This is a genomic window from Microbacterium trichothecenolyticum, assembly GCF_000956465.1.
Classification (GTDB): domain Bacteria; phylum Actinomycetota; class Actinomycetes; order Actinomycetales; family Microbacteriaceae; genus Microbacterium; species Microbacterium trichothecenolyticum.
The window spans coordinates 91,682-112,336 of sequence record NZ_JYJA01000030.1 but is presented as its reverse complement, the minus strand read 5'-3'; the positions used below and the strand labels follow the sequence as shown (position 1 = coordinate 112,336).

Here is a 20,655-nt window from a genome sequence, read left to right as displayed (position 1 = left end):
ACCGTCCACGCGCGGCGTCGCCGAGTCATCCGTTCCCCGATGGAGAGGATGGGCGATGTCGCCTACAACCAGGAGAAGAACGGCTGCCGCAGCGACGATCTGCGCGCTGACGGCAGCCACACTCGCGTTCGTGCCGACGAACGCATTCGGAGCCCCTGTGCCGGGCAACGAATCCGATGTCGGCGTCTACACGGACGGCCAGACCGACACGATGGACATCGGCGACCCGACGTACACCAACCTCGCGGAGGTCGAGCAGAAGCTCGTTCCCGGCGTGGACTGGACGGCGGAGAGCATGCATGGCGCGATCTTCGAGAAGGATCTCGCCGCAGGAGGCACCGACTACTACCTCGACCGCATCCTCGGAGTGACGGGCACGGCGAACAACGCCGTGCTCCAGACCCGCGGTCGCTCGCTGTACCTGCGCGGCGGCAGCACGTGGGGCGTCATGGGCTTCGCGGGCTCGACCTACGTCGGCGGACCGAACAACCTCGGATCCTTCTACTCGGTCATCGTGCCCGGGCAGACCATCACCGAGGTGGGCGCCCAGCGATTCAACGCGCCCAGCCACGCGAAGTCGCGGTACAACATCGGCACCACGGGCGTGGTGGCCGACATGAAGAAGTTCATCACGTACGACAACGTCGCCGTCACCACGATCGCGTTCCAGAACCCGGGCGGCGCCGCACAGACCTTCACCGTTCGCGCCGCATCGCCGCTGGCGACCGGTGCCGGTGACGCAGGCGACGAACTCGTCGGCACGCGCACCATCACCAGCGGTTCCAACAACGGCCTCAACGACACGGCGTGGTCGCAGGTCGACATCGCGCTCAAGGCGCCCGGCTTCACGCGGTCAGGCTCGAACCTCGACCGCGAGATCACGGTTCCGGCCGGCGGCACGGTCGAGATCTCCGTCGTCGGAGCGCTCTCCAGCGACGGCATGCCCGCCGGAGCGGAGCAGCTGCAGACGTACGCCGGTCTCGCCCCGGCGGAAGCGTTCCGCACGGGCGTCACCGAGTTCAACAAGCGCTGGGCCGAGGACATCCCCTACATCGATGTGCCCGACGCGGCGATCGAGAAGGCGATCGTCTACCGGTGGTGGGGTGAGCGCTACAACGCGCTCGACACGAACGAGTCGGGCTACGTCTACCAGTACCCGACGACGGTCGAGGGCTCGAACCTCTACCAGAACGCGGTCGTGCTGACGCAGCCGATGCACCTGCAGGACACCAAGTGGATCCGCAACCCGTACCTCGCGTACGGCCAGATCCTCAACGTGGGAGAGCTGTCGGGATCGTCGGCGTTCCTGGACAGCCCCGGACACACGAGCTGGAACAACCACTACTCCCAGTACATCGGCACCGCGGGCCTCGAGGCGTACAACGTCTACGGCGGCGGCCCGGCGATCGCGGAGAAGTTCGCGTCGTACTTCGAGGGCGACGGCGTCGGTCAGCTCGAGCACTACGACGGCAACGACGACATGCTCATCGCGTACGACACCAACTACATGCCCGGCAACGACTCCGACGCCATCACCTTCGGCTACCCGAAGACGAACGCCTCGGCGGCGGGGGCTCGCACGATCGAGCGCCCGGAATCCGCGTATGTGTGGGGCGCCTTCGACGCGGCCGCACAGCTCTACGAGCAGGCAGGCGCGGATCCGGCGAAGGTCGCCGAGATGCGCACCGCCGCCGACGGGATCCAGAGCGAGGTCCTTGACCGGCTGTGGAGCGAAGAGATGCGGATGTTCCTCGCGGGCACCTCGCACGGAGCCCAGGCGGCCGCATCCTCCAACGGCGGGGCCAACCCGCTGAGCGCCGCGGAGCGGGATCTGATCCCGGCCAAGGAGTCGAACCTCTACGACATCTACTCGGAGGGGCTCATTCCGAAGGAGGACGCCGAGAAGTACGTCGACGGCTACCGGTTCCTCCGGTACGGCGACAACTTCCCGATCTTCCCCTTCTACACGGCCAACCAGTACGACCGGGCGAAGTTTGGGATCGGCGGGTCGAACAACTTCTCGAACATCAACTTCACCGTGCAGTACCGCGCGGTGCGGGCGGCGCTGCGCGACTACGACCCGGAGCAGAAGTACATCACCCCGGAGTACGCCGAGCGCCTGCTGCAGTGGATGGCGTGGAGCATCTACCCCAACGGTGATGCCCGCGTGGCCAACCAGTCCGAGTACTACTCGAACTGGAACCCCGCCACGAAGACGTACAACCGAAACAACCCGAACCACGTGATGCTCGGCAACATGAACTACATCTACGTGGAGGACATGGGCGGCATCCGTCCCCGCGCGGACGACAAGATCGAGCTCTGGCCGATCGACCTCGGCTATGGGAACTTCATGGTGAACAACCTGAACTACCACGGCAAGGACCTGACGATCGTCTGGGATGAGGACGGCTCGAAGTACGGCCTGGGTGCCGGCTACAGCCTGTTCGTCGACGGCGAGCGCAAGGCGACCGCCGACGATCTCGGCCGGTTCGTCTACGACCCGGCGACGAACGAGATCGCCGAGGCGGACGCCGGACTGGATGTGGAGGTGGTCGCCGAGGACGGTGCCGACGTGCCGACGGCCGTCGACACCCCGATCCAGGACGAGCGTGTCGTGTCGTACCTCAAGACCGCGGGCATCGACCTCGAGGAGGACGCGGCCAACCTGGCCGCCGGAGCCACGCTGTCGTCGTCGGCGACCCAGCAGGGTGCGCGTCCCGCCGCGTGGCGCAACTTCCACACGCCGGGCTTCTCGACGGGGTCGATGAACTACACGCCGGGCGCCATCAAGGAGACCGAGCGGCCGGTGTCGCTGAACGCCGTCACCGACGGCATCACCGCGAACGAGCCCTACTGGGGCAACTACGGCACCGGTGAGGCCGGCGGCTACGTCGACCTCGACTTCGGCGCGCCGAAGACGTTCGACAACGTCAAGGTGTGGTTCGTCAGCGACCGTCAGTCCGGGGGCTACCACGAGCCGCAGGGCTACGCGATCCAGGTGCAGAACGGGGCGGGCGAGTGGGTCACCGTGCCCGACGCCTTCAAGGCTCCGAAGATCCCGGGGCCGAAGTTCAACGAGGCGCTGTTCGAGACCGTCACCGCGAGCAAGGTGCGCGTCGCGTTCACGAACACCCCGTCGTTCTCCACCGCGATCTCGGAGATCCAGGTCTTCGACTCGGGCCGCGAGGTCCCGGCGGTCGTCAACGACGCACCGGTGGTCACCGCGACCGCCGACCGCTCCCGCGACGGCAACCTCTCGACGACGCTCGTCGGGACAGCGACGGACGACGGCATCCCGGAGTCGGGCACGCTGACATACAGCTGGTCGACAGTGTCGGCCCCTGCCGGTGCCGGCGTCATCTTCTCGGACCAGAACGCACTGCGCACCACGGTGACGGGCACCGTCGCCGGCGCGTACGTGTTCCGCCTCCAGGCGAGCGACGGCGCGCTCACGACGCAGCGAGAGGTGTCGCTCAACCTCACCGAGAAGGCCACGTCGGCCGAGTACGGCGCGGTCGCGACGATCACCTCGAGCGGGGTGGCGTCCTGGGAGAACCAGAACCGCGTCAACGAGGCGACCACGCCGGCCAGCTCGAACCCCGGAGCGGGCAACGGCTGGGGCACCTGGGGTCAGACGGCCAACGGCACTTCGGCGGCCAACGCCGCCTGGCTGCGGTACACGTGGCAGTCGCCGGTGCGGATCAGCTCCACGGAGCTCTACTGGTACGACGACAACGGCGGAACGCGGGCACCGCGGGCCGACACGTACGTCATCGAGTCCTCCAACGACGGCACAAACTGGACCCCGGTGACGCTCACCAACGGCTCCACCTACGCGGCGGGTCTCAAGCTGGACGCCTTCAACCGCTTCGAGTTCGAGGCGATCGAGGCGAGCCAGCTGCGCGTCCGCATCACGGGCGTGCAGACCGGCGGCGCGGGCACCGGCGTGCTGCGCTGGCGGGTCAACGGCGAGACTGTCGCGTCTGTGGATGCGCCCGTCGTGGTCCGCACGGTCGTGGGTGAGATCCCGCAGCTGCCGGGTGAGCTGGATGTGGTCTTCGCCAGCGGCGCGCGTGGCTCGGTGCCCTTCACCTGGCAGCCGATCACCGCGGAGCAGGTCGCCGAGACCAACGTCGAGCCGTTCACGGTCTTCGGCACCAACACGGCGTACGGGCTCATCGCCCAGGCGCAGGTGTACGTGCGACCGGAGAACTCGCAGGGCGGCATCTCGATCCAGGGAGCGCAGCAGTTCGAGCAGACCGTCGAGGTCGGCGAGCTGCCGTGGCTGCCGGAGCGGGTCGCGGTGTCGTACAACGACGGCTCACGTGACAACCGGGCGATCGGCGTCGAGTGGGACTTCGACGAGTCGATCGTGCAGACGCCTGGCGTCTACGAGGTCCGCGGTCAGCTGATCCTGCCGTCGTACGTCAGCACCGCCGGCACCACGTCGACGACGCTGACTCTGACGGTGGGCGACGGCGTCGCACCCGGACCGAAGGTGTCGGCGACCGTCGACACCCGCTGCGTGGCGGGCAAGATCCAGCTGGTCGTGAAGGCGACCAACGAGCACGACGAACCCGTCACGCTCGCGCTGGCATCCGACTACGGCACCAAGCAGGTCACGGGTGTCGGGGCCGGCAAGGCGGTCAGCAACGCCTTCGCGGTGCGCGCCGCGTCGGTGACCGCCGGCGAGGTGTCGGTGACCGCCACCGCAGCCGACGGCTCCACCACCACGGTGAAGGCGCCGTATACGGCGAAGTCCTGCGGCTGATCCACAGTCCGGAGGCGGCGACGGTCATCCGTCGCCGCCTCCGCAAAACCGACGCACCGCTGCCGGGTCCCGAAGGGGGCCCGGCAGCGGTGTTCCATGTGCCGCCGCACGCGATGGTGGATGTCATCTCGCGTGTCGCGCGGCAAGGGCTCGTGTGGGGCAGCACGCGGGCTCGCAGGTGTCACTCGGGTGTCGTCCGACCGGAACGGGCTGCACCGCGCCGGGGGATGGCGAGCGGAGTGAGCAGAGCGGATGCTGCCACCCCGGCGGGTGCGGCGCTCAGCGCGGTCGGCTCCGGACTCCGGAGGGTCGTCGGGGCGTCGGTCGGGCGGCCGACGCCCGGGCGATCGACGGGCGGGTGGCCGACGGTCGGGCGGTCGACGGTCAGACGGCCGACGGCGCGGAAGGCGCGCCCCGTGACGCGGAGGCGGGCTCGGAGGGCACCGCATCGAGGGCCGCGGCTGCGTCCTCGGCCGCGGGCAGCGGGGGCGGCAGCGGCTGGAATGATGAGACCGGCTCGAGCAGAGCCTCGCGGACGATCCGGCGAGGGTCGTACTGCCGAGGATCCAGCTTCTGCCAGTCGACCTCGTCGAACTCCGGCCCCATCTCGTCGCGCACGCGCGCGGTCGTGCGCGCCAGTGCGGCCTTCGCCGCCCGCACACCGTGGGCGAGCCTGCGCGACAGTTCCGGTAAGCGTTCGGGCCCGAGCAGGACTGCCCCGACCACACCGATCAAGAAAACCTTTTCGACGGTGAGGCCGAAGAACACCGCGCGCGCCTCAACTCGATGAGCGGGTGTCCGCTGTACGTGCCGCCGGCGCATCGTCGGCGATCGCGGGGGAGTCCGCTTCATCGCCTGCGGTCTTGGGGGCGTGGCGCATCTCGCCCTTCAGGATCCGCGCCGATTGCCCGACGCTCCTGGCCAAAGCAGGGAGACGGGCCGCCCCGAACAGGAGCAGGATCACCGCCAGCACGATCAGCAGATGCCAGCCGTTGAGGTTCGCGAGCACGTCGTGGTCTCCTTTGATCGACGGGCGCCGTGAGCACTGACACCACGCGGGAGTGCTCAGTATGGCCCGTCCCCCGACGCACGGTCAAGCGGACTTCCGAAAACTTTCGAAAGGCTTGTTAGCGCTCACTGGTACCGCTAACGTGCAAAGCGGGCCAGCCGTGATCTTCCGTGCTCGGGTGCGCCCAAGGTCCGAAGAAGAACCGAAAGGATCAGTGATGATCGGAGAGAACCCGTCAGGGCTCACTCGGCGCAGGGTGCTCGGCGGCGGACTCGCCATCGCGGGTGCCGTCGCGGCGACCAGCCTCCTCGACGCGGGCGGCGCGCAGGCTGCGGCGCCGGCACCCGGGGCGGCGTTGCGCACCGCGGGGGCGGCGTACCCCACGCGCATGGTGCGCGCCGCGCAGACACTCGTGTACCCCCAGTCGTGGAGCGTCCGGCCGTTCCCGCTCACCTCTGTCACGCTCGGGCAGAGTGTCTTCACCCGTGCGCTCAACCAGCACCTCGTGCTGTACCGCGCCTACTCGGTCGACAAGGTGCTCGCGGTCTTCCGCCGCAACGCCGGACTCCCGACGAACGGCGCCACACCTCCCGGCGGCTGGGAGGAGTTCGGCCCGAACCCCGACCTCCAGCGCTGGGGGCCACGCGAGTACGTGCGCGGCCAGAACACGGCGGGCGCGGGCGGATGCCTGCGCGGCCACTATGGCGGCCACTTCCTGAGCGGCATCTCGATGGCCTACGCCTCCACCGGCGAGGTGGCCCTTCTCAACAAGGTCAACGCGATCGTCGACGGCCTCGAGGAGTGCCGCGCGGCACTCGCGGCCCAGGAGTATCAGGGCGCTCCGCGCTACTCGCACCCCGGCTTCCTCTCGGCCTACGGCGAGTGGCAGTTCTCGGCGCTGGAGGAGTTCGCACCCTACGGCGAGATCTGGGCGCCGTACTACACGCTGCACAAGATCCTCGCGGGCCTCCTCGACGCGCACGCCCTGGCAGGCAGCACGAAGGCCCTCGCACTCGCCGAGGGCATCGGCCACTGGGTGTACAGCCGGCTGTCGAAGTGCACGTCCGCACAGCTCGCCCGCATGTGGGGCTCGTACATCGCGGGTGAGTACGGCGGCATGAACGAGGTGCTGGTCGAGCTCTACTGGCGTTCGAACGATGCGGCAAAGAGCGAGTTCCTCGATGCCGCGCACCTGTTCACGCTGCACACGCTCGTCGACGCGTGCGCCGCGGGCACCGACACGCTCAACGGCAAGCACGCCAATCAGCACATCCCGCAGTTCCCCGGCTACATCAAGCTCGCCGCGCAGACCGGCGACGACCACTTTCTGGATGCTTCGAAGGGCTTCTACGACATGGTGGTGCCCGGGCGCTCGTACGCGCACGGCGGCACGGGCGAAGGCGAGCTGTGGGGACCGGCGAACACCGTCGCGGGCGACATCGGTCCCCGCAACGCCGAATCGTGCGCCGCCTACAACATGCTCAAGGTCGCCAGCTACCTGTTCTTCAACGAGCAGGACCCGAAGTACATGGACTACTTCGAGCGCACCGTGCTGAACCACATCCTGGGCGGTCGACGCAACCAGGAGTCGACCTCCGGCCCCGAGAACCTCTACATGTTCCCGGTGCAGCCTGGGGCCCGCAAGGAATACGGCAACGGCAACATCGGCACGTGCTGCGGTGGGACCGGGCTCGAGAGTCACGTGAAGTACCAGGAGGGCATCTACTTCCGCTCCGCCGATCAGAGCGAGCTCTACGTCAACCTCTACATCGCGTCGACCCTGGAGTGGGAGGAGACCGGGCTGGTGCTCGAGCAGGTGTCGTCGTACCCCGAGGGCGAGACATCCACTCTCACGGTCAAGACCGCCCCGTCGGGCCCGCTGACGGTGCACCTGCGCATCCCTGGCTGGTCGTCGGGCGCCGAGGTCCAGGTCAACGGCGCGCCGGCGGGAGTCGACGCCGTGCCCGGCACCTACGCGCGCATCTCCCGCGCATGGGCGGCCGGCGACACGATCACTGTGCGCATCCCGCTCACGGTGCGGGTGGAGGCCGCGATCGACCGGCCCGACATCCAGGCGCTCATGTACGGACCCGTGGTGCTGACGGCGACGAGCTCGTCGACCAGCTACCTGAAGGTGTCGCTCGCCGACCGGCTGGACCTGTCGGGTGACGTCACCCGCGGCATCTCGAAGACCGCGGCGAACGTCTTCACGATCGGGTCGCAGTCGTACGAGCCCGCCTACAACGGGCGCGACGTTGCCTACCACATGTACTTCCAGCGCAATGAGCCGTCGGTCACGTTCGCCGGTCAGGACGCGGGAGTCGCCAACCCGAAGCGGTCGAACAAGACCCTGCTCGACGAGGTGTGGGAGCGGGCGCCGTTCGCCGACCGGTCCGCATTCCTGGGCGCTGTCGGCGAGGTCTCGGCGGCGTACGTCGCGGCCGGGCTGCTCACCGCCCGCAACCGCCAGAGGATCCTCCTCGCCGCAGGCCGTGCGCCGATCGACGGGGGCAACTGACATGTCGATCACAGAGAGGACACCGATGCACACGCGTGCCCGCAGAGCCGGAGTGAAGAGGGCCGCGATCGCGCTGGTCGCGGCCGTGGCGCTCATCGCCGGGGGAGCAGCGGTGGCTGTGCCGGCGGGTGCCGTCGACGAGCCGATCAACCTCGCCCTGGCCTCGGGTGAGAACGCGCCGGTCACCGAGGTCAGCTACGTCCCCAGCTGGAACTCCGCCGCCGCGCTCAACAACGGCGTCGTCGGCCCCACGAACACGCTCTCCGCCATGTGGGGAACGTGGGGTGCGCCCGGCAGCCCGACCCAGGACACCGCCACATACACGTGGGAGCGTCCCGTCACGGTGAGCTCGTCGAAGCTGTACCTGTGGCAGAACCACCTCACCTCGGGCGGCGATTCGGGCGTGATGATCCCGGCATCGTGGAAGGTCGAGTACCGCACCAGCGCAGGGGAGTGGGCCCCGGTCACCGGCTCGGGCCTCACCTACCCGGTACCGGTCCTGAACACGGCCGCCCCTGTCGCGTCCCAGCCGGTCGTGCAGGCGGACTTCGACGCCGTCACCACCACCGCGGTGCGGCTCGTTCTCGACCGGCAGCTGTTCCAGAGCCAGCGCAAGGCGACGAGCGTGATCGAGTGGGAGGTCTGGGGCGTCAATGCGCCGGTCGTCGAGCCGGAGCCCGAGAACCCCGACGCCTTCATCGACGCGCAGTCCGTGGCGGTTCGCACCGTCACCGGCACGGCGCCGACGCTGCCCGACACCGTCTGGGTGATCGGCGAGAACGGTCCGCTGCGCTACGTGGACGTCGAGTGGGCAGGCGTCGCGGCGTCGAGCTATGCCTCGCCGGGGCAGTTCGAGGTGGTGGGCGACCCCGCCGGGTACGACGGGCAGACGGTGAGCGGCACGGTGTACGTGGCGAACAGCCTGTCCGACGAGATCGAGAGCGTCGACTATTCGGCGACCATCACGACCGCCGGCGTCGAGCCGGTGCTGCCGGCGACGGTGCGCGCGACCTACGAGGACGGCACCGCCTCCAGCGGAGTCGACGTCGAGTGGGACTCGATCGAGCCCGCTGCGTACGCCGAAGTCGACGCGATCTTCGACGTCGAGGGCGCGGTGGACGGCTACGCTCCCGGCGCGATCGCGACGGTGTTCGTGGTCGAGCCGGTCGACCAGAACGAGCCGATCGTGGCGCTGTCGTTCGACGCGGCACCGCAGGGCAGCGGCTGGTACACCACCGCTCCGACCGTGACGATCACGGCCGAGGAGACCGCGAGCCCCGTGGAGAGCATCGAGTACAGCCTCGACGGCGAGACGTGGACCGCCTACACGGCGCCCTTCGCGGTCTCGGCGCAGGGCGAGGTCACGGTGAGCGCACGCGCGACAAGTGAGGACGGCGCCGTGGGCGAGGCATCCGAGACGGTCAAGGTCGACACGGTCGCCCCCGTCACCGGAGTCGATTGGATCGTCGTCGACGGCACGTCGGCCACCTTCACCCTGGTGCCGAGTGACGCCGCGCCCGGCTCGGGCGTGACGCGCACGGTGTGGTCCGACGGGCCCGACTCGTCGCCGACCGGCGAGCTGAACAACATGTACGCGACGTACGAAGAGCCCTTCTCGGTGCAGCTCACCGAGGAGCCCCGCTACGTGCACGTGCAGGCTCAGGACGCGGCGGGCAACATCGAGGACTACGTCACGATCGAGCTGCCCACGCTCGCGGCGAACGCGCTCGATCTGCAGCCGACGGTCACCCAGCGGTGCGTGGCCGGAAAGGCGTACCTCGCGGTGTCGGTGAAGAACGCCGACGATGTCGCGGCGGACGTCCAGATCGCCACCGCGTACGGCTCGAAGACCCTCACCGGTCTCAAGGCCGGCGCGACGGTGACGAGCACGTTCAACTCGCGACTGACGGCCGCGCCCGACGGTGAGATCGAGGTGACCGGCACGGCCGGCGACCTCACCTTCACCGGCACGGTGGAGTACTCCGCGCACAGCTGCGGCTGACGCGGCACGCACGAGGGAACGGCCCGCGGTCTTCGGACCGCGGGCCGTTCGTTCTCCCCTCCCCGCACTCGAGTCGCCACAACACGCCGGGCGCGACACTGGCCGTCAGGCGTGTCTTGGCGACTCGCGCGCGACTTCCGCCCGCGGTCCTGGCCCGGGCGCCTGGGCGCGTGCGGCGCGTCGTCGAGTCCGCCCCGGAGGTGCTCGCGGGCCGGGTTTCTGGTGGGCTCGACACGCTGATGGGGGACGGATGCCGTGTGCCACAACCCGTCAGCCGGGACATGGTCCGATCGGTCACCGTACGCGACACGACGAAGGCCCCGGCGGAACGGATCCGCCGGGGCCTCGGGTCGGCCGCGGGACTCAGGCCCGCGGCATCCGTTCATCTCAGCCGCACGAACGCGCGGTGTAGGCCGCCGCGACGGTGCCGGTCGCACCTGCCTGGGTCACCTCGACGGCGACCTCTCCCTGTGCGACCGACGCGGCGCGCGTGGTGAACGAGTAGGACGCGGACTTGCCGGCGGCGATCGTCGCCGACTTCGTGCCGTAGCCTGTCTCGATCTCGACGGTCGCGGCGGCGTCACCCGTGTTCGCGACCTTCGCCGTCAGCACGACCTTGCCGGCGACGCAGCGCGTCTCGGCGGTCACCTCGACGTCGATGGCCGCCTCGACGGTCACCGTCGCCTCGACGGGCATGCGCGAGGCATCCTGCGCGATGCCCGACACTGTGAACGTGCCAGGCGTGGCATAGTCGGCGGCGTCCACTGCGGCCCACTGCACCGCGACGGTCTCGCTCGAGCCGTCGGCCTTGGTGAGCTGCGCCTGCGGGAGAACGGGCGCGACACCGGTCAGGGTGTTCACATCGACCGCGCCGACCGAGGCCACCGCGAGGTTCGGCTGGTACGCCTCGAGCACCTTCTGGTACTCGGCGCGCGTGACCGGGATCACGGTGCCGTGACGCGGCTTGCCGCCGTCGGAGTTCTGCGGCAGGTTGGCGCGCAGCTTTGCGCCGAGCGGCTGCCACGAGTCGCCGTTGGTGATGTCGTTCGAGCCGAACGGGATGTAATAGTTCGGGCCGCCGTGGTAATTCGGCTGGTCGATGAACAGGAACCAGTCGAGGTTGTTCACATCGCCCTCGTTAGCGGGGAAGATGCTCGGACCCTCGCCGCTCGAGTACGTGCCGCCCGGCTCGCCGTTCGGCAGGCCCGAGGCGACGCGCTCCTTGATCAGCGTCCACTGGTTCGCCGAGCCCGTGGTTCCGGGGAGCGCACCCGAGATGGTCGCGAGCAGGTCGGTCGACTTCTCCTGACGGATGGTCATGGATGCCTCGTCCTTGGTGAACCGGTAGTAGGTGTCGTCCACCTTGGCGACGGTCGAGTCGATGAGCCCCAGGCCGGTGCCACGACGCACGTCGCTCCACACCTTCGCCTCGGAGAACGTCACGAAGTCGTCCGTGGTCGCATACATCATCCGGTTGTAGGTGACGGCGGTGCGGTCGGCCGCGTTCGTGGTCGGGTAGATGTTCGAGGCCCAGAAGACGACGAACGTGTCGAGCTCCTCGTCCCAGTACGCCTCCGGCGCCCAGGTGTTGCCCGCGTAGTCCGACGACACCTTGACGTGACGCTGGTTCGACCAGTTGACGAGGTCGTCCGACTCCCACACCTCGATGTAGCGCGAACCCGAGATCTGCGCGGTGGTGAAGCCGCCGGCGAGCCCGTCGATCTTGAGGTCGGTCGCGAGCATGTAGAACCGGTCGCCCTCCGGCGCGCGGATGATGAACGGGTCGCGGAGCCCGGCAGTGCCCTGGGTGGACGTGAACAGCGGCTGGCCGTTGTTCAGGGTGTTCCACGCGAGCGCGTCGTTGCCCTTCGAGGCCGCGAGGCTGACCTTCTCGGCGCCCGCGCCCTCACCGGTGAAGAAGGCCCACACGTAGGCCTCGGTCTTGCTGTCTCCGCCGGGCATAGGCTGCACCTTCACGCGGTACTCGCGGGTGCGTTCGGCCGAGCCGTTGCGGGCCGTCGCCGTGAGCACGACCTCGGCGGCAGCGCTTCCGGCGGCGGGGCGCTGGACCACCACGGTGCGCGAGCCGGCGGTGACGCCGTCGCGCAGCGACGCGTTCCCGCCGCCCGAGGCGACCGCCCACTCGACGGTCGACCCCTGGGGGCCGGAAGCCGGCACCGAGAAGTTGGTGCGGATGTTGTCGGCGCCGCGGATGGCGATCGCGTCGAGGTCGGCGTCGGCCTTCACGTCGTCGGCGAGGTCCTCGGGCACGACCACGTCGTACGTCTGGGTGCGCGACTCTGCGCCGACGGTGAAGGTCGCGGTGAGGGTCACTGTGGCGTCGCCGGAGCCCGCGGCGGGACGGGTCACACTGGCGGTGCCGCCGGTCACGGCGATCGCGGCGTCGTCGGACGTCCACGACACCGTTGCGCCGTAGCTGGTGGTGGGGACGGTGAAGTTCGCCGTCGCGCTGCCGGGCACCGAGACGGAGGCGACGGCGCGGTCGAGCGCCTCACCGGCGAACAGTGCCTGCACGTCGCCGTCGCCGAGCGCCTGGCCGTAGACGGCGAAGTCGTCGACCTGTCCGTTCCAGTTGGCGTCGTTGTAGGTGGAGCGGCCGATGTACGACACGAGCGACGAACCGAACGACGACACGTTGCGCGCGATCGCGGTCTGCGAGATGCGGGAGCCGTTGACGTAGACGCGCAGCTGGCCGGTGGTGCCGTCGATGACGGTCGTGTAGAGCGACATCCCCGACGGAGTGCGCGCACCGGTGGTCGCGGCGTTGGTCGCGCCGGCGCCGACCTCGGTGCCCCACGGAGCGCTCGCGCTGACGGTGTTGGTGACCACGGACTTCACGTAGCCGCTCGGGTTGGTCGGGTTGAGCAGCCAGTATGCCGACGAGTACGACGCGCCCGAAGCGACGGGCGCGCCGATGAAGGCGGCCGCGACGTTGGCGGGACCGGTGCGGTTGGACATCCACGTGGAGATCGTCAGGTTCGTCTTGCCGACGAGGGCCGTCGTCGGGACCTCGACGTAGGCGGTCGTCGCGCGGGCGCCGCCGGGGAGATCCAGGATGCCGTTGCTGACGGAGCCGCCCGATTGGCGCAGCGTCGCGTTGTGGCCGTTGCCTGAGACGTCGGGGATCGTCGCGCCCGAGGTGGAGTCGAACGTGTAGTGGATGATCGGCTGGGCGTCGATCGCCGCCTGCGCGGCGGTGGGCGCGAGAGCGCCGGTGAGCGCGAGGGCAACCGCCGTCGTCACCGCCGCGCTTCTGGATAGGACTCGGGACCTCGTGCGCGTTCTCATGCGCGGTTTCCTCGCTCTCGTCGATCGCGGCGAGGCGTCCCTCCGCTCCGACGTTCGGTCGGGCGGACAGCTGTGCGTCATCGCGCAATCTTCTGACCGCTCGGGGGCGGCCCACGGACATGGTGTTACCGGGAACATTCCGGGTTCGGATCACGCTAGGGCCCCGCGCGCGGCTCTGTCAAGAAGGGGTGCGGCCCAAAGCGTTATCGGTAACAGGATGTCGGTCCGAAAAGTTGCGCATCCCGCGCGAGACGCTAATGTGAGCGATAACAGCCTGTTCGACGAAGTTCAGTCACTTGATGGAGAGTGGAATGCGACTGTCCCTGCACCACCGCCGAGCCGCTATCGGGATCGCCGCCGTCGGCGCCATGATCCTCGGCCTCGGCGCCGCCACGACCGCGGCCGCCGCCGTCCCTGAGGACGGCTTGGTGGCGTCCTACGAGTTCGACCTCGCGAGCGGATCGTCGGTGCCCAACGAGGTCGCCGGCTCCGCGTTCGGAGACGCCACGGTCCGCAATGTCCAGGCCGCCGACTGGACCGGCTCGGCGCTCACCCTCCGCGGCGGCGCCAAGACGTCCACCGGTAACTGGGTGGAGCTGCCCGACAGCCTCCTCGCCGGCAAGGCCTCGGCCACCGTCGTGGCCGAGGTGAAGGCCTCGCAGGCGATGCTCAACGGCTTCCACTTCCTGTGGAACATCGGCAACGAGTCCTCGGCGACAGAGTACTTCTTCGCCTCGCTCAACTGCGCCTCCGGCCGCGCGCCTCTCGTGGGCATCAAGTCCGCCGGCGTCGAGCGGCTCGTGCAGTCGAACTCGTGCGGCGTGACTGCGAACCAGTGGGTGAACGTGACGTCGGTCGTCGACGGCGCATCGGGCACGGCGTCCCTCTACATCGACGGCGTCCGCGTCGCGAACGGCGGCGTCGATCGCACGCCGGCGAACATCGTCGACCAGTCGCTCAACACCATCGGCCGCGCCCCGTGGCCCGACCCGCTCTTCCAGGGCGCGATCTCGTCGTTCCGCGTGTACGACCGCGCGCTCTCAGCCGTCGAGGTCGCCGCGGGATCGGACGCCGACGCCCAGGCTCACGCGACCGAGCTGCAGGCGCAGGCCCAGGCGATCCTCACCGCGCTCGCGCTCGCCGACCGGGAGACCTCGAGCGACATCGACCTGCCGACGTCGGGCGGCAAGGTCACCTGGAGCTCGAGCAATCCCGCGGTCGTCGCGGCGGACGGCTCGGTCGCCGCACCGCTCGCCGGCCAGCCGGCCGTCGACGTGGAGCTCACCGCGACCGCGGCCATCCGCGGCATCACCGCCACGCAGTCCATCACGGTCACGGTGCTGCCGTCGTCCGAGACCGCCGAGCAGCGCGCGACCCGGCTGGCCGAGCTCTTCGTCATCCCCGCCGTCGTCGAGTCCGGCACGGCGCTGCCCGCAGCCCCCGCGGGCACCGAGGTCGACGTCACCTCGACGAGCGAGGGCATCACGGTCGATGAGACGATCGTGGCCGCAGGTGATGACGCCGTCGAGGGGCAGGTCGCGGTCGAGGTGACTGATGCCGCGACCGGGGTTGCGGCATCCCGCATCTTCGATGTCACCGTGCTCCCCGCCGACACCACCACGCGGCTGCTCGCCTACAGCCGCGTGCCCACGACAGTGGCGCAGGCGAACAACGCAGACGTCGCGCTCAGCATGCACCTCGCCCTCGAAGACGGCGACGGGTGGGGTCCGCTCAACGAGAACTACGGCATCTTCTTCGCGAAGACCTCGGTCGCGGTTCCCGCGAACGGCACGAGCGACAGCATCATCCGGAGTCTCCGCGACCCGCACCTGTTCACACTCGAAGACGGCGGCTACGGCCTGGTCGCGACCCGAACCGCTCGCGGTGGCGGTGCCGACGGCACGCAGAGCTCCAGCGTGCTCTTCGCCCGCAGCAGCGATCTGCGCAGCTACGACGAGGTCGGCATGGTGAACCTCGGCGTGACGAGCGGCGTCAACGAGCCGGCGGCCGTGTACGACTCTGCCTCCGACCGCTACGTCGTGACGTGGACATCGGATGCCGGGGCCTCGATGTACACCACGTTCACCGATCTCGCCGACCCGGCCACCCGGGGGGAGGTGCGCCGCGGGGCGGTGTCGGCGACCGCCGGCGCGGCCGGTGACGGCGTCCCGAACTACGACTCCGGCAACACGCTTCCCATCGACGCGCAGACCGTCGAGGCGCTCGAGGGGCGGTTCGGCCGCATCGCGAACACCGGCGTCGGCGAACTCGACGGCGTCGAGATCGAGCAGGGCGAGGAGCTGGATGCCGCGGCTCTGCCGAAGCGCGCGGAGCTGTCTTACGACGACGGCTCGAGCTCTTCGCGCGTGATCGCATGGGATGCGGACTCCCTCGCCGCGGTCGACACGGCGACCCCCGGTACCTACGAGGTCACAGGCTCGCTCAAGACCACCGAGTACGCGACGCCGTTCGCGGATGAGCGCGCCGACCCGTCGGTGTTCCGCTACGACTGGAACGGCCAGGAGAAGTTCCTGATGATCGCGACCGAGGACATCTACGGCGGCAACATCAACCCGCAGGGCGGCGCGCACATGCCGATCCGCATCGCGGACAGCATCGAGGACCTCTCCGATGAGGCCGTCGACGCCGGGCGCAACGTCGAGATCGACCTGCTGCGCAGGGGCGACACCGACGCCGACGGCGGCGTCATGACCGGCTGCTTCTGGGCACCGGAGTATCACGTGATCGGCGGGAAGCTGTCGATCCTGTTCATGCCCTGCTACAACGGCACGAACGGCCAGCCCGACATGTGGACGGGCCGCGCGAGCATCATCCAGCTGAAGCAGGACGCCCAGGGCAACGACCTCGACCCGGCGGTGCCCGCGAACTGGACGAAGGCGCAGAAGGTGCTGCGCTCCGATGGCGGCATCCTCAATCCGTCGCAGAACATCTCGCTCGACATGACGTACCTCGAGGACTCGGGCCAGTCGTACTACATCTGGCAGCAGCTCGGGGCCCTCTTCATCGCGAAGATGGACCCGGCGAACCCGACCCGCCTGACCTCCGAACCGGTGCGCATCCTCGTGCCGGAGTACGCGTGGGACAACACGATCGCCGAGGGCCCGAACGTGTACGCCCGTGACGGCGTGCTGTACCTGATCTATTCGGGTTCGACGGTCGGCGACACGTACACCACCGGTCTCGCGACCGCGACGGCGGGGGAGGGCGTGGACCTCACCTCGCCCGCCGCGTGGAGCAAGCTCAACTACCCGATCCAGAAGTCCGGCGTCTTCAACGGCGACTGGCAGCTCGGCACCGGTCACGGTATGTGGTCGCACGACGAGGACGACAACCTGCTCTACGTCTTCCACGCGCGCACCGACAACAACGGCCTGAGCGGCCGCGACATGTTCGTCCGCCGCGTGCACTGGGCGGCTGACGGCCTGCCGGTCTTCGACATGGAGGCGGATGAGGAGGTCACGCCCGACAACCGCACGGTGTCGACCACGGTCACTGTCACGGCCGTCGCCGCCCCCGAGCTCGATGTGACCGGCAAGATCACTGTGCGCTGCGTGGCCGGCAAGGTCGTCCAGGTCCTCACGGTGACCAACGGTGAGGGCGTCCCGGTGACGGTCTCGGCGTCCGGCGCCTACGGGTCGAAATCGTTCGGCGCCGTGGCCGCCGGCAAGAGCACGTCGACGTCGTTCACGACCCGGCAGATCTCGATCGCGGACGGATCCGTGACTCTCACCGCCGCCGCGACGGTCGGCGGCACACCGGTCACGGTGACGACCGCGGTGACGTATCCCGCGGCGAACTGCGGCTGAAAGACCCGGAACCGGGCGGCGCGAGCGCCGCCCGGTTCCGTACCACGTCCGCGCGCCACGACGGCAGCCTCATCCTCGACATGACGGATGCCGAGTGGCTCGCCGCCGCGAACCGCACGGTGACCGCGAAGGTCACGGTCGCTGAGTCCGCGGATCTCGACGTGACGGCCGCCATGGCCTCGCGATGCGTGGCGGGCAAGGTCGTACAGGTGGTCACCGTGACCAACGGCGAAGACGTGCCGTTGCCGCCGCCCTTCGTCGTGCCCACGCCGCGCGTCCGCTGCCGGTTCAGATGGGCGACGCGCCGCTTCGCGCGACGGATGCCGCGTGCTGCGCCCCCCGAATCCCATAGGGGCCGCGGTCCCCAGTGCAGTCGAGCGCCCCGCCGGCCGAAGCCGACGGGGCGCTCGAGGGACGCGGAGGCGGTCAGCCGCAGGAGGCCGCGGCGAAGGGCGCCGACTCCTCGGCGGAGTCGCCGCCGGCCGAGACGGCGACAGCCGCCGACCCGGACGGGATCGCCGCGAGCCGCGTCGTGAACGCGGCCGACGTGGTCTTGCCCGGCTGCACGGCCGCCACCGTCTTGGAGCCGTGCGCCGTCGTGATCGCGAGGGCGACGGGCGCATCGCCGTCGTTCGCGGTCGTCACCGTCAGCACGACCTTTCCGGCGACGCAGCGCGTGGCGGTGGTCACCGTCACCGGGAGCGGTGCCGCAGCGACGACGACCTCGGCCGTCACCGTGATCGCGGTGGAGCTGAACAGCTTCCGGTCAGGGGCGTTGTACGCCGTCGAGCCGCCCGCACCGACCCACTGGTTGAGGTTCGCGCCGATCGTCTGCACGACGCCGGTGACCTCGTAGGTGCCCGCGACGTCGGTGTCGACATCCGCCACGTCCCAGGCGACCGGCTGCGACGCGGTGCCGCGGCCGTACGCAAGCGTGACCTCGGCTTCGCCCGGCAGCGCCGTGCGTACTGCATCGGCCGTCGCGCCGGACTCGACGTCGACGCTGCCCAGATCGGACGCGACGGCACCCGTGGCGTCGGCCTCGCGGATCGTCTCGTACTGGCCGGACGTCAGCGGCACGATCCCGCCGTGCTTGGTGCTCGGCGCCATCGAGAAGCTGCTCGAGACGAGCTGCGCCCAACCGGCATCCAGATCCGTCGCCTGCATGGGCCGGTAGCCGGTCGAGGGGATGACGTCGACGTAGAGGTACCACTTGTCCTCGCCGTGCCGCTGGAACACCGCCGGTCCTTCGACGCCCCCGGCGTTTCCGCCCGACCACACCGCGCCGATGCGGGTCTGGATCTGCGTCCAGGTCGCGGTGGGCGCCCACCAATCCGCCGCGGGAGTGGATTCCATGTAGATGCCCTTGCCGGCGGAGTTGTCCTTGGTGATCCGGTACGTCTTGCCGTCGTCCTGGATGATCGTGGTGTCGATCGTGTTGCCGCCCGCGTCGATGAAGACCCCGCCGTACTCGTAGGTGTCCTGCGTGAAATCGGTCGTCGCGCCCCAGAGGATGCGCGAGTACGTCGAGCCCGTGTGGCCGGCGTTCGCGTACACGTTCGACGACCAGTAGACGACGAACGCGCCGCTGCCGTCCTCGTTGTACCCGGGGACCCATGTGGCCTCGGGCGCCCATGCCATGCCGAGCTCGGCGACCTCGGTGCCCGCGGGGGACTGGGCGACGTCGAACTGACGCAGGTCGCTCCACGTGACGAGGTCCTTCGACTCCCACACGTTGAGCTTCGTGCTGCCCTGCGACGACCAGTAGCACCACTCGGTGCAGCCGGTCACCCCGCGGTCGCCGCCGAAGACGCGCAGGTCGGTCGCGATGATGTAGTACGTCCCGTTCTCGGGGTTGTACGTCAGGTAAGGATCGCGGATGCCGGTGGTCCCCAGCTGCGACGCCAGGATCGGCTTCCCGCCGTTCAGGGGGTCCCAATGCTCGGGGTTGTCGCCCCGCGACACGTCGAGGTAGATCTTCTCGGCGTAGCCGGCGGAGTCCTCGATGAAGTGCACCATCGCGTAGCCGAACGCGTCGTCTTCGCCCGGGAGGGGCTTGATCGTCACCGGCAGGGACTTCGACACGCTCGCACCGCGCACCGTGGCGGTCGCGGTGAGGGCGGTGGTCACGGGGGCGGAGCCCGTGGCGGGCTGGGTCGCCGAGACGGTCACGCCATCCGCCGCCACCTCGAGTGCGGGGTCGGCGGAGGTCCACGCCACGCGCCCGCCGTAGTCGGGCAGCGTCGTCCGCTGCTCGTCGATCGTCACCGGCGTGACGCCGTCGAGCACGGTCTGCGCGGCCTGCTCAAACGAGGAGGCATGGACGGAGGCATCCGCATCGGACACCTGGTCGACCTCGGCCGCGGTGAGTGCGCGGTCGTACACGCGGAACGTCGACACCTCGCCCTTGTACATCGGGTCGGGGTACGGGGCGCGGCCGATCGCGTTGAGCGTCTGGTCGGTGATGGATGCCGGTGTCAACGCCGTCGCGGTACGCGCGACCTGTTCGCCGTCGACGTAGAAGGTGATCGTGCCGGCCGCGCCGTCGATGACCGACGTCAGGCTGTACCAGCGGTCAGCCGACAGTGCGGTTCCGGAGCGGGCGTTGACCTCGCCGCCGCCCCCGCCCGTCGTGATCGTCGTGCGCGGGTTGTCGCGCACCGAGGCGAAGTAGTACTGCGTGGTGGAGTCGCTGCCGATGTTCCACAGGAAGTTCCAGTTGTTCTTCATCGAGGCGTCGAGCTTCGTCTCGATGGTGACCGTGGCCGAGGTCTTGCCGGCCAGCAGGTTGTCGGGCAGGCGCACCCAGCTCGCGGTGGGACTGGTCTTGGCGCCGCCGGTGAAGACCAGGGACGAACCGGTCCACAGGCTGTCGCTGCCGTTCATCACGGTGGCGGCGCCGATCGGTCCGACCGCGGAGTTCGGCACCGAGGAGCCGGCCGTCTCGTCGAAGACGTACTCGGCGAGGAGTCCACTGGTGGGCGCGGTGACCTGCCCTACGGCCGGAGCGGCCGCCAGCGGTGCCAGGGCGCCGAGGATCAGTCCGGCGCCTGCTGCCGACGCGATCAGCGCGCGGACGCGCCGTGGGGGAGAGATGGGCTTCGTGCGTGTCGAGGATCGTGCCGGGTTCACTCCAGCTCCTTTGCTCAGTCGAGTCTGTTCGTGCACGAGACGGGACGGCGAAGCGCGCGACTGAATGTTAGCGCTCACGTCACC

8 protein-coding genes are annotated in these 20,655 nt (G+C 69.5%); 4 read left to right on the top strand and 4 right to left on the bottom strand.

The window, feature by feature from the left end:
• The first annotated feature begins 130 nt into the window (after positions 1–130).
• On the top strand, positions 131–4,774 hold the full coding sequence (locus RS82_RS06695) for a galactose-binding domain-containing protein (protein ID WP_245619534.1): 4,644 nt from the start codon (positions 131–133) through the stop codon (positions 4,772–4,774).
• Positions 4,775–5,158: 384 nt separating this feature from the next.
• Here the strand turns inward: RS82_RS06695 and RS82_RS06690 are convergent, their stop codons facing one another.
• Positions 5,159–5,542, bottom strand: a complete 384-nt coding sequence (locus RS82_RS06690) for a twin-arginine translocase TatA/TatE family subunit (RefSeq protein ID WP_052676731.1) — start codon at positions 5,540–5,542, stop codon at positions 5,159–5,161.
• Positions 5,543–5,552: 10 nt separating this feature from the next.
• A complete protein-coding gene (locus tag RS82_RS06685; RefSeq protein WP_045297813.1) occupies positions 5,553–5,783 on the bottom strand; it encodes a twin-arginine translocase TatA/TatE family subunit in 231 nt (76 codons plus the stop codon).
• 217 nt (positions 5,784–6,000) lie between these two features.
• Here RS82_RS06685 and RS82_RS06680 point away from each other — a divergent pair, with 217 nt between their 5' ends.
• Together RS82_RS06680 and RS82_RS06675 are read left to right on the top strand one after the other, a co-directional pair.
• Positions 6,001–8,301, top strand: coding sequence for a glycoside hydrolase family 127 protein (locus RS82_RS06680; RefSeq protein ID WP_045297812.1), 2,301 nt, complete (start codon positions 6,001–6,003; stop codon positions 8,299–8,301).
• A gap of 25 nt (positions 8,302–8,326) precedes the next feature.
• Complete coding sequence (locus tag RS82_RS06675; RefSeq protein WP_169748681.1) at positions 8,327–10,303, top strand: Ig-like domain-containing protein; 1,977 nt, start codon at positions 8,327–8,329, stop codon at positions 10,301–10,303.
• 387 nt (positions 10,304–10,690) lie between these two features.
• Here the strand turns inward: RS82_RS06675 and RS82_RS06670 are convergent, their stop codons facing one another.
• Positions 10,691–13,567 carry an immunoglobulin-like domain-containing protein gene (locus RS82_RS06670; RefSeq protein ID WP_052676730.1) on the bottom strand — a complete coding sequence of 959 codons (2,877 nt, stop codon included), beginning with the start codon at positions 13,565–13,567 and terminating at the stop codon, positions 10,691–10,693.
• Positions 13,568–13,923: 356 nt separating this feature from the next.
• Between RS82_RS06670 and RS82_RS20650 the strand changes: the two genes are divergently transcribed.
• Positions 13,924–17,439, top strand: a complete 3,516-nt coding sequence (locus RS82_RS20650) for a family 43 glycosylhydrolase (protein ID WP_052676729.1) — start codon at positions 13,924–13,926, stop codon at positions 17,437–17,439.
• Positions 17,440–17,865: 426 nt separating this feature from the next.
• On the opposite strand, the gene RS82_RS21005 is transcribed toward RS82_RS20650, so the two are convergent.
• Positions 17,866–20,571, bottom strand: coding sequence for a LamG-like jellyroll fold domain-containing protein (locus RS82_RS21005; RefSeq protein ID WP_169748680.1), 2,706 nt, complete (start codon positions 20,569–20,571; stop codon positions 17,866–17,868).
• Positions 20,572–20,655 lie beyond the last annotated feature (84 nt).

Excerpts from the sequence above, each read along its gene's own strand:
- RS82_RS06680 (WP_045297812.1), top strand. The coding sequence starts at position 6,001 with ATGATCGGAGAGAACCCGTCAGGGCTCACTCGGCGCAGGGTGCTCGGC.
- RS82_RS06675 (WP_169748681.1), top strand. The coding sequence starts at position 8,327 with ATGCACACGCGTGCCCGCAGAGCCGGAGTGAAGAGGGCCGCGATCGCG.
- RS82_RS20650 (WP_052676729.1), top strand. The coding sequence starts at position 13,924 with ATGCGACTGTCCCTGCACCACCGCCGAGCCGCTATCGGGATCGCCGCC.